This window comes from Proteus sp. G4380, assembly GCF_963885725.1.
In the GTDB taxonomy this organism is placed as follows: Bacteria; Pseudomonadota; Gammaproteobacteria; order Enterobacterales; family Enterobacteriaceae; genus Proteus; species Proteus mirabilis.
Genome location: NZ_CAWPAV010000169.1, coordinates 1 through 10,675 on the forward strand (window position 1 = coordinate 1; position 10,675 = coordinate 10,675).

Genomic DNA, 10,675 nt, shown 5'->3' on the forward strand with positions numbered 1-10,675 from the left:
AATTTAAATTATTCTTCACTTTTTCGCTACTTATTGATTGAATTCATTGCCACGCCCCGTATAATTTGCTCGTTTTTGTCACTTGACACTTTATAGCAAAGACAGTTTGATACATTATTCAGTAATACCTTTTACGATAGCGAGTCTGGAGAATACAAACGTCATGTCTGTCTCCCTCTACAGCGGGAAAGTTGCACTGAAACTGTTATTTTTGCAGTTTATGACTTTTGTTATTCTCAGTGCGGGTTTCTACTTTAAGAGTACAGACTGGAGCTTTTCTGCTTTTTTAGGTGGAATTGCATGTTGGTTACCCAATATTGCATTTTTATTATTACTACGCTTACAAAAAGTAGATGAAAATGAAGCTTCAGTTCGCATAAACTGGCTTTTTGCTTTCAGTGAAGGGTTGAAGGTTATATTATCAATAGCCTTGCTGATAGTTGCTTTAGGAGTGTTTAAAGCGGCATTTGCACCACTGGTCATGACCTACTTAGCGGTGCTTGTTATGCAGGTCGTTGCACCAGCCGTCATAAACGGTTAGCGTTTTTAACAACAAAAGGGTAATTGGCATCATGTCTGCATCAGGAGAAGCATTAACCACTAGAGACTACATAGGTGGACATCTGAATAACCTTCAGTTGGACCTACGTACTTTCGAGTTGGTCAATCCCCATGCTGAAAATACGCCATCATTCTGGGTGTTAAATATTGACTCACTTTTCTTCTCTGTACTCATGGGGCTTTTGTTCCTATGGATATTTAGAAAAGTAGCAGTAAAAGCAACCAGTGGCGTACCGGGAAAATTCCAGACTGCAGTAGAAATGGTCATTGGTTTCGTTGATAGCAGCGTTCGTGATATGTATCACGGGAAGAGCAAAGTCATTGCACCTTTGGCATTGACTGTGTTCGTTTGGGTGCTGTTAATGAATGCCCTGGATTTATTACCAATTGATTTTATCCCGTATATCGGTGAACACATCTTAGGGTTACCAGCGTTACGCATCGTTCCGACTGCTGACGTGAGTATCACTCTTTCGATGGCAATTGGTGTATTTATCCTGATTCTCTTCTACAGCATTAAGATGAAGGGCGTAAAAGGGTTTACTAAAGAGCTGACGTTACAGCCTTTTAATCACCCTGTATTTATTCCAATCAACTTAATTCTGGAAGGGGTAAGCCTGCTATCAAAACCTGTTTCACTCGGTCTTCGACTGTTTGGTAACATGTATGCGGGTGAACTGATCTTTATTCTTATTGCTGGTCTGTTACCGTGGTGGTCACAGTGGTTATTAAGCCTACCTTGGGCGATATTCCACATACTGATTATTACGTTACAAGCCTTTATTTTCATGGTTCTAACGATTGTTTATCTGTCGATGGCATCTGAAGAACATTAATTATTAACTCTTTAAAGAAATAACTGAAACAAACTGGAGACTGTCATGGAAAACCTGAGTATGGATCTGCTGTACATGGCTGCCGCTATTATGATGGGTTTAGCTGCAATCGGTGCTGCAATCGGTATCGGAATCCTCGGAGGCAAATTTTTAGAAGGTGCTGCTCGTCAGCCTGATCTGATCCCTCTTCTGCGTACACAGTTCTTTATCGTTATGGGTCTGGTTGACGCCATCCCAATGATTGCTGTGGGTCTGGGCCTTTACGTGATGTTTGCTGTCGCCTAATGATGGTGATGAGCAGTAAAAACATCAAGTTAGTTAATAACCAAGAAAGAGGTATTGTGCTGTGAATTTAAATGCAACAATCCTCGGCCAGGCCATCGCATTTGTCCTGTTTGTTTTGTTCTGCATGAAATATGTATGGCCACCAATTATGGCGGCCATTGAAAAACGTCAAAAAGAAATTGCTGACGGTTTATCTTCTGCAGAACGTGCGAAAAAGGACTTAGATTTAGCGAAAGCCGATGCAGGCGAACAGTTAGCGAAAGCAAAAGCTGAAGCACAAGCAATCATTGAGTCTGCGAATAAACAACGCACTCAAATGATTGAAGAAGCTAAAGCTGAAGCAGAGCAAGAACGTAGTAAGATCGTTGCACAAGCTCAATCCGAATTGGAAGCAGAGCGTAAACGTGCTCGTGAAGAACTTCGTAAACAAGTCGCTATGCTGGCTATCGCTGGTGCCGAGAAAATTATTGAACGTTCCGTGGATGAAGCTGCTAATAGCGACATCGTTGATAAACTGGTCGCTGAACTGTAAGGAGGGAGGGGCATGTCTGAAATAGCAACGGTAGCTCGCCCCTACGCCAAAGCAGCTTTTGACTTTGCTGTGGAAAACCAGGCTGTCGATAAATGGCAGGTTATGCTGGCATTCACCGCTGAAGTTGCACGCAATGAGCAGGTAACCGAATTACTTTCTGGTTCTTTAGCATCAGAAAAACTGGCTGACATCTTTATCGACCTTTGTGGCGATCAAATTGATGAACATGCTCAGAACTTAATTCGTGTTATGGCTGAGAATGACCGTTTATCAACATTGCCGGAAGTATTGAGCCAATTTATTCAATTGCGCGCAGTACTCGAGTCAACGGTTGATGTTGAAGTCACTTCTGCCATTGAGCTAACTAAACAGCAGCTAGCTAACATTTCTGCAGCGATGGAAAAACGTCTATCACGCAAAGTGAAGCTGAATTGCAAAATTGATAAGTCCGTTATCGCAGGCATGATTATACGCGCCGGTGACCTTGTCATCGACGGTAGTGTTCGTGGCCGTTTAGAGCGATTAACTGACGTCTTGCAGTCTTAAGGGGACTGGAGCATATGCAACTGAATTCCACTGAAATCAGCGAACTGATCAAGCAGCGCATTGCTCAGTTCAATGTAGTGAGTGAAGCTCACAATGAAGGTACGATTGTTTCCGTTAGTGACGGTATCATTCGTATCCACGGTTTAGCCGAAGTTATGCAGGGTGAAATGATCGCACTGCCGGGTAACCGTTTCGCTATCGCATTAAACTTAGAGCGCGACTCTGTTGGTGCGGTTGTGATGGGTCCTTATGCTGACTTAGCAGAAGGCATGAAAGTTAAATGTACAGGTCGTATTCTGGAAGTTCCAGTTGGCCGTGGTCTACTTGGTCGTGTAGTTAACACACTGGGTGAACCTATTGATGGTAAAGGTGCTGTAGAGCATGATGGCTTCTCACCTGTTGAGATGATTGCTCCAGGTGTTATCGACCGTCAATCAGTCGACCAACCTGTACAGACGGGTTATAAATCCGTTGACGCCATGATCCCAATTGGTCGTGGTCAGCGTGAATTGATCATCGGTGACCGCCAAACAGGTAAAACTGCTCTGGCTGTCGATGCGATTATTAATCAGCGTGACTCTGGCATTAAATGTATTTATGTCGCTATCGGTCAGAAAGCATCGACTATTTCGAACGTTGTTCGTAAATTAGAAGAGCATGGCGCGTTAGAAAACACCATTGTTGTTGTTGCTTCTGCATCAGAATCAGCAGCGTTGCAATACCTTGCTCCTTATGCGGGTTGTGCAATGGGTGAATACTTCCGTGACCGTGGTGAAGATGCTCTGATTATTTATGATGACCTGTCTAAACAGGCTGTCGCATACCGTCAAATTTCACTGTTACTTCGTCGTCCACCTGGACGTGAAGCTTACCCTGGTGACGTTTTCTATCTGCACTCCCGTTTATTGGAGCGCGCAGCGCGCGTTAGCGCTGAGTATGTAGAAAACTTTACTAACGGTGAAGTTAAAGGTAAAACCGGCTCACTGACTGCGTTACCTATTATCGAAACGCAAGCAGGGGACGTTTCTGCATTCGTTCCTACGAACGTAATCTCTATTACCGATGGTCAGATCTTCTTAGAATCTAACCTGTTTAACGCAGGTATCCGTCCAGCTGTTAACCCAGGGATCTCCGTATCTCGTGTAGGTGGTGCAGCTCAGACTAAGATTATGAAGAAACTTTCTGGTGGTATCCGTACTGCACTTGCGCAGTATCGTGAGCTGGCAGCATTCTCTCAGTTCGCTTCAGATCTGGATGATGCTACCCGTAAACAATTGAACCACGGTCAGAAAGTGACTGAATTGCTGAAACAGAAACAGTACGAACCAATGTCTGTCGCACAACAGTCTTTATCTCTGTTTGCTGCAGAACGTGGTTATCTGGAAGATGTTGAAATTTCAAAAGTTGTGCCATTTGAAGCGGCTTTATTAGCTTATGCTTCTCGTGAACATGCTGATTTACTGAAAGAAATCAACCAGACCGGTACTTATAATGAAGAAATCGAAGCGAAGCTGAAAGGCGTGCTAGACAACTTCAAAGCGACTCAGTCCTGGTAATAACTATTCGGCCTAATAATGATCATTAGGCCGTCTGGTTCATGAGGAGAAGCAGAAATGGCCGGCGCAAAAGAGATACGTTCGAAGATCGCCAGTGTGCAAAACACACAGAAGATCACTAAAGCGATGGAGATGGTCGCCGCGTCGAAAATGCGTAAAACGCAGGAACGCATGGCAGCCAGCCGTCCTTATGCAGAAACCATGCGCAGTGTGATTGGTCACCTTGCGTTAGGGAATCTGGAATATAAACATCCATACCTCGAAGAGCGTGAAGTTAAACGTGTCGGGTACCTGGTTGTTTCGACCGACCGTGGTTTGTGTGGTGGTTTGAACATTAACTTGTTCAAAAAACTGCTGGCAGACATGAAAGAGTGGTCTGATAAAGGTGTAGAAGTAGATTTAGCCCTTGTTGGTTCTAAAGCCGTTTCATTCTTTGCCTCTGTAGGTGGGAATGTTGTCGGTCAAGTAACAGGTATGGGTGATGATCCGCAACTATCTGACCTTATCGGCCCAGTCAATATCATGTTGCAGGCTTATGACGAAGGTCGTTTAGATAAACTGTATGTGGTGGCAAATAAGTTCATCAATACCATGGCCCAAGAGCCTAAAATTCTGCAAGTTTTACCATTACCACCAGGTGATGATGAAGAACTGAAAGAAAAATCTTGGGATTATCTGTACGAACCTGATCCTAAGACGTTACTGGATACTTTACTGCGTCGTTATATTGAATCGCAGGTTTATCAGAGCGTCGTAGAGAACTTAGCGAGTGAGCAGGCAGCACGAATGGTCGCGATGAAAGCCGCTACAGATAACGGTGGTAATCTGATTAAAGAACTGCAATTGGTGTACAACAAAGCACGCCAAGCAAGCATTACTCAGGAACTGACAGAAATTGTATCTGGTGCAGCCGCGGTATAACAGCTAGGTTTACGAATTACGTAGAGGATTCAAGATGGCTACTGGAAAGATTGTCCAGGTAATCGGCGCCGTAGTGGACGCCGAGTTCCCTCAGGATAGCGTCCCTAAAGTATACGACGCTCTTGAGGTTATGAATGGTAAAGAAAAACTGGTGCTGGAAGTTCAGCAACAGTTAGGCGGTGGTATCGTTCGTTGTATCGCAATGGGTACATCAGACGGTTTAAGCCGTGGCTTAAAGGTTGAAGATTTAGGCCACCCAATTGAAGTACCAGTAGGTAAAGCGACTTTAGGACGTATCATGAACGTTCTGGGTACACCTATTGATATGAAAGGTGAGATTGAAACCGAAGAGCGTTGGTCAATCCACCGTGAAGCACCAACTTACGAAGAGTTATCAAACTCTCAAGAACTGCTTGAAACCGGTATCAAAGTTATGGACTTAATCTGTCCATTTGCTAAAGGTGGTAAAGTCGGTCTGTTCGGTGGTGCGGGTGTTGGTAAAACAGTTAACATGATGGAATTGATCCGTAATATCGCGATCGAGCACTCAGGTTACTCTGTATTTGCTGGTGTTGGTGAGCGTACTCGTGAGGGTAACGACTTCTATCATGAAATGACAGATTCTAACGTTCTTGACAAAGTATCGTTAGTTTACGGTCAGATGAATGAGCCACCAGGAAACCGTCTGCGTGTTGCACTGACTGGTCTGACTATGGCTGAGAAATTCCGTGATGAAGGCCGTGACGTACTGTTATTCGTCGATAACATCTATCGTTACACCTTAGCCGGTACAGAAGTATCAGCACTGTTAGGTCGTATGCCATCAGCGGTAGGTTACCAACCAACATTGGCTGAAGAGATGGGTGTTCTGCAAGAGCGTATTACTTCAACCAAAACAGGTTCTATCACCTCTGTTCAGGCGGTATACGTACCTGCGGATGACTTAACAGACCCATCCCCAGCAACCACCTTTGCTCACTTAGATGCGACAGTGGTACTGAGCCGTCAAATTGCTTCGTTAGGTATCTACCCTGCGGTTGACCCACTGGATTCAACCAGTCGTCAGTTAGACCCACTGGTAGTTGGCCAAGAGCACTATGATGTTGCTCGTGGTGTTCAGTCTATCCTGCAACGTTATCAGGAACTGAAAGACATCATCGCTATCTTAGGTATGGATGAACTGTCAGAAGAAGATAAACTGGTTGTTGCGCGTGCGCGTAAGATCCAGCGCTTCCTATCTCAGCCATTCTTCGTTGCTGAAGTATTTACCGGTTCACCAGGTAAGTTCGTTTCCCTAAAAGACACAATCCGTGGCTTTAAAGGTATTCTGAACGGTGATTATGACCACCTGCCAGAGCAGGCGTTCTACATGGTTGGTACTATCGAAGAAGCAGTAGAAAAAGCTAAGAAGCTTTAATACGGCTGACGGGAGGTTGATATGGCCGATACATCGTTCCACCTGAAAGTTGTCAGCGCTGAAAAGCATTTATATGACGGCGAAGTCAAACATATTCAGGTAACTGGTAGCGAAGGTGAGCTCGGTATTTATCCGCAGCATACCCCGTTATTAACTGCCATAAAACCGGGCATGGTACGTGTCGTAAAAACATCGGGTGAAGAAGAGTTTATCTACCTTTCAGGTGGTATTCTCGAAGTTCAGCCTACAGGCGTCATTGTACTGGCAGATACAGCTATCCGTGGTCGTGATTTGGATGAAGCGAAAGCGTTGGAATCTAAGCGTAAAGCTGAAGAACACATTCAATCCTCTCATGGTGATGTTGATTATGCTCAAGCATCAGCAGAATTAGCCAAAGCGATTGCAAAACTACGTGTAATCGAATTGACTAGACGCTAATGTAAATAGGCAGTCCATGAATAAAAAGCCAGTTAGTTATAGCTAACTGGCTTTTTTGCTTTCAGAAATATTTTGTGTAACGAAATATGTAGTATTATTTGGCATAAACAGGTTTACTTGCCATTCTTTACGGGAGTTATCAGGTTAATTATGTCTAATTCAGCTAAAAGTGTTGTTATTCTTGCTGCGGGAAAAGGTACCCGTATGTATTCACAGTTACCTAAGGTTCTTCATAAACTTGCGGGCAAATCCATGGTGCAACATGTCATTGATACCGCAAAATCCCTTGGTGCTCAACAAACCCACCTTGTTTATGGGCACGGTGGTGAACTTATGAAAGAAACATTAGGTTCACAACCTGTCAATTGGGTGCTACAAGCTGAGCAATTAGGTACAGGTCATGCTATGCAACAAGCCGCACCTTTCTTTGCTGATGATGAAGATATCCTAATGCTTTATGGTGATGTACCGCTTATCACTAAAGAAACCTTAGAGCGTTTAATTGCGGTAAAACCTGCTGGTGGCATTGGTTTATTAACCGTTATTTTAGATAACCCTATGGGGTATGGCCGTATTGTTCGCGAAAATGGTGATGTTGTTGGTATCGTAGAGCAAAAAGACGCCTCTGAAGAACAATTAAAAATTAAAGAGATCAATACAGGTATATTGGTTGCTAATGGGGGCGATTTAAAACGCTGGTTAGCGAAGCTTGATAATAACAATGCTCAGAAAGAGTACTACATTACTGATATTATTGCACTTGCACACCAAGAAGATCGTAAAATCGAAACCGCTCACCCTACTCGTCATAGCGAAATGGAAGGGGTTAATAACCGCTTACAACTTGCCGCATTAGAGCGTATTTATCAAACAGAACAAGCCGAACGCTTATTACTTGAAGGGGTAATGTTACTTGATCCGGCTCGTTTTGATTTACGTGGTACGCTAACTCACGGAAAAGACGTGGTGATTGATACTAACGTTATTATTGAAGGTGAAGTCACTTTAGGTAATAACGTTGAAATTGGTACGGGTTGTGTACTGAAAAACTGTGTGATCGGTGATGGTTCGATTATCAGCCCTTATACGGTGATCGAGGATGCAAATTTAGCGCAAGAGTGTACTGTTGGGCCTTTTGCTCGTCTTCGCCCCGGCGCACAGCTGGCAGACAAAGCACATGTTGGTAACTTTGTTGAGATGAAAAAAGCCAGTTTAGGCGTTGGCTCTAAAGCGGGCCATCTTACTTATTTAGGTGATACTGAAGTGGGTGCTAATGTGAATATTGGCGCTGGCACTATCACTTGTAACTATGACGGTGCAAATAAATTTAAAACTATCATTGGTGATGATGTGTTTATCGGCTCTGATACTCAACTTGTTGCCCCCGTTTGCGTGGCCAATGGCGCAACAATTGGTGCGGGTACAACATTGACAAAAGATGTCAACGAAAATGAATTAGTCATTAGCCGAGTGAAGCAAACACATATCTCTGGCTGGAAACGTCCGGTGAAGAAAAAACAATAATTTTAAGATAAGGGCGTATATTTCATTATCGCCCTTTTCTTGTACGCTATTATTCTAAAAACAAAAATATCCCCGTTTTCTACCATGGCTTGGGGAACAAAATAATCAGGTATAAAGACATCAAGTGCGAAAAACGCACAGTTTTAGGAATAACACAATGTGTGGAATAGTAGGTGCAGTTGCACAACGCGATATCGCAGAAATCTTAATTGAAGGTTTACGTCGTTTAGAATACCGCGGTTATGATTCAGCGGGATTAGCTGTTGTAGATAATGATTGTCATATGACACGTCTGCGTGAAGTTGGCAAAGTACAGATGCTGGCAGAAGAAGCAGAAAAAACACAAGTTATTGGTGGTACAGGTATTGCTCATACCCGTTGGGCAACCCATGGTGAACCTTGTCAAGATAATGCTCATCCTCATGTCTCAGGCACTATTGCCGTGGTACATAATGGGATTATTGAAAACTACCAAGAGCTAAAAGCTGAGTTAATTAACCGAGGCTATCAGTTTGCCTCTCAAACTGATACTGAAGTTATTGCTCACTTAGTCAATTGGGAACAGCGCCAAGGCGGCACATTACGTGAAGTCGTACAGCGTGTGATCCCTCAATTACGTGGTGCTTACGGTACTGTCATTATGGATAGTCGTACACCAGAGCTATTAGTGGCAGCACGCTCAGGAAGCCCACTGGTGGTAGGTCTTGGTGTTGGGGAAAACTTCCTTGCTTCTGACCAACTGGCTTTATTGCCTGTTACTCGCCGCTTTATCTACCTTGAAGAAGGCGATATTGTCGAAATTACTCGTCGTCATGTGCATATTTATGATGTTAATGGCGAAGAAGTTAATCGTGATATTATCGAATCGAATGTGCAATATGATGCGGGTGACAAAGGTATTTATCGTCACTATATGCAAAAAGAGATCTACGAACAGCCTTTAGCCATTAAAAACACCCTTGAAGGGCGTTTAAAAGCAGAAAGTATTGATCTTAGTGAGTTAGGATCTAAAGCACCAGAGATCTTATCTCAAGTGGAACATATTCAAATTGTTGCCTGCGGTACATCTTATAACGCAGGTATGGTATCGCGTTATTGGTTTGAATCTTTAGCGGGGATCCCCTGTGATGTGGAAATTGCATCAGAATATCGCTATCGCAAACCAGCGACTCGTCGCAATAGTTTACTGATAACCTTATCTCAATCAGGTGAAACGGCAGATACTCTAGCAGCATTACGCTTATCAAAAGAGTTAGGTTATTTATCATCGCTGGCAATTTGTAATGTGGCTGGCTCTTCTTTAGTTCGCGAATCTGAATTTGTGTTAATGACTAAAGCAGGGGCTGAAATTGGAGTTGCCTCAACCAAAGCCTTTACAACGCAACTGGCCGTTTTATTAATGCTAGTGGCCTATATGGGACGCATTAAAGGTGTTGAAGCCCTTGAACAACAAGTTGCAATGGCGCTTCATGCACTACCTAGCCGTATTGAAAGTATGTTGTCGAAAGATAAAGTGATTGAAGCTTTAGCAGAAGACTTCTCAGAAAAAAGTCATGCACTCTTCTTAGGCCGTGGTGATCAATATCCAATAGCGGTAGAAGGCGCATTAAAGTTAAAAGAGATCTCTTATATTCATGCAGAAGCTTATGCGGCTGGTGAATTAAAACATGGACCTCTTGCTTTAATTGATGCTGATATGCCCGTTATCATCGTAGCGCCAAACAATGAATTATTAGAGAAATTAAAATCTAATATTGAAGAGGTGCGCGCTCGTGGTGGTTTACTGTATGTGTTTGCCGATCAAGATGCTGGCTTTGAAGAAAGTGAAACAATGAAACTAATTTCTCTGCCTCATGTTGAAGAGTTAATTGCGCCAATTTTCTATACTGTACCATTACAGTTACTTTCTTATCATGTGGCGTTAATTAAAGGGACTGATGTCGATCAGCCTCGTAACTTGGCTAAATCAGTGACTGTTGAGTAATATTATTTAATAGTTTATTGCCAATTTTGTCCCGTATCTTAATTTTAGGTGCGGGGCATTTTTAACTCACTATTA

At 43.2% G+C, this 10,675-nt stretch carries 11 protein-coding genes; all 11 read left to right on the forward strand.

All coding sequences use genetic code 11. The annotated features are described in order from the left end of the window. Positions 1–163: 163 nt before the first annotated feature. Positions 164–541 (forward strand): F0F1 ATP synthase subunit I, encoded by a 378-nt coding sequence (atpI, locus tag AACU98_RS14955; RefSeq protein ID WP_004246598.1) that lies wholly within the window; start codon positions 164–166, stop codon positions 539–541. Positions 542–572: 31 nt separating this feature from the next. Continuing rightward, positions 573–1,397, forward strand: a complete 825-nt coding sequence (atpB, locus tag AACU98_RS14960) for a F0F1 ATP synthase subunit A (protein WP_004246597.1) — start codon at positions 573–575, stop codon at positions 1,395–1,397. A gap of 45 nt (positions 1,398–1,442) precedes the next feature. Next, on the forward strand, positions 1,443–1,682 hold the full coding sequence (atpE, locus tag AACU98_RS14965) for a F0F1 ATP synthase subunit C (RefSeq protein ID WP_004246596.1): 240 nt from the start codon (positions 1,443–1,445) through the stop codon (positions 1,680–1,682). Positions 1,683–1,743: 61 nt separating this feature from the next. Next, positions 1,744–2,214 carry a F0F1 ATP synthase subunit B gene (gene atpF, locus AACU98_RS14970; RefSeq protein WP_004246595.1) on the forward strand — a complete coding sequence of 157 codons (471 nt, stop codon included), beginning with the start codon at positions 1,744–1,746 and terminating at the stop codon, positions 2,212–2,214. Between the two features lie 12 nt (positions 2,215–2,226). Then, positions 2,227–2,760, forward strand: coding sequence for a F0F1 ATP synthase subunit delta (atpH, locus tag AACU98_RS14975; RefSeq protein WP_004246594.1), 534 nt, complete (start codon positions 2,227–2,229; stop codon positions 2,758–2,760). Between the two features lie 14 nt (positions 2,761–2,774). After that, positions 2,775–4,316, forward strand: a complete 1,542-nt coding sequence (gene atpA, locus AACU98_RS14980; protein ID WP_004246592.1) for a F0F1 ATP synthase subunit alpha — start codon at positions 2,775–2,777, stop codon at positions 4,314–4,316. A gap of 57 nt (positions 4,317–4,373) precedes the next feature. Continuing rightward, on the forward strand, positions 4,374–5,237 hold the full coding sequence (gene atpG / locus AACU98_RS14985; RefSeq protein ID WP_004246591.1) for a F0F1 ATP synthase subunit gamma: 864 nt from the start codon (positions 4,374–4,376) through the stop codon (positions 5,235–5,237). A gap of 34 nt (positions 5,238–5,271) precedes the next feature. After that, the gene (gene atpD / locus AACU98_RS14990) at positions 5,272–6,654 is read left to right on the forward strand and encodes a F0F1 ATP synthase subunit beta (RefSeq protein WP_004246589.1); all 1,383 of its coding nucleotides are present in this window, start codon (positions 5,272–5,274) and stop codon (positions 6,652–6,654) included. 21 nt (positions 6,655–6,675) lie between these two features. Beyond that, positions 6,676–7,092 (forward strand): F0F1 ATP synthase subunit epsilon, encoded by a 417-nt coding sequence (locus tag AACU98_RS14995; protein WP_004246588.1) that lies wholly within the window; start codon positions 6,676–6,678, stop codon positions 7,090–7,092. Positions 7,093–7,242: 150 nt separating this feature from the next. Then, on the forward strand, positions 7,243–8,616 hold the full coding sequence (gene glmU, locus AACU98_RS15000) for a bifunctional UDP-N-acetylglucosamine diphosphorylase/glucosamine-1-phosphate N-acetyltransferase GlmU (protein WP_161735036.1): 1,374 nt from the start codon (positions 7,243–7,245) through the stop codon (positions 8,614–8,616). A 157-nt stretch (positions 8,617–8,773) separates the two neighbouring features. Then, positions 8,774–10,600, forward strand: a complete 1,827-nt coding sequence (glmS, locus tag AACU98_RS15005; RefSeq protein WP_004246586.1) for a glutamine--fructose-6-phosphate transaminase (isomerizing) — start codon at positions 8,774–8,776, stop codon at positions 10,598–10,600. Positions 10,601–10,675 lie beyond the last annotated feature (75 nt).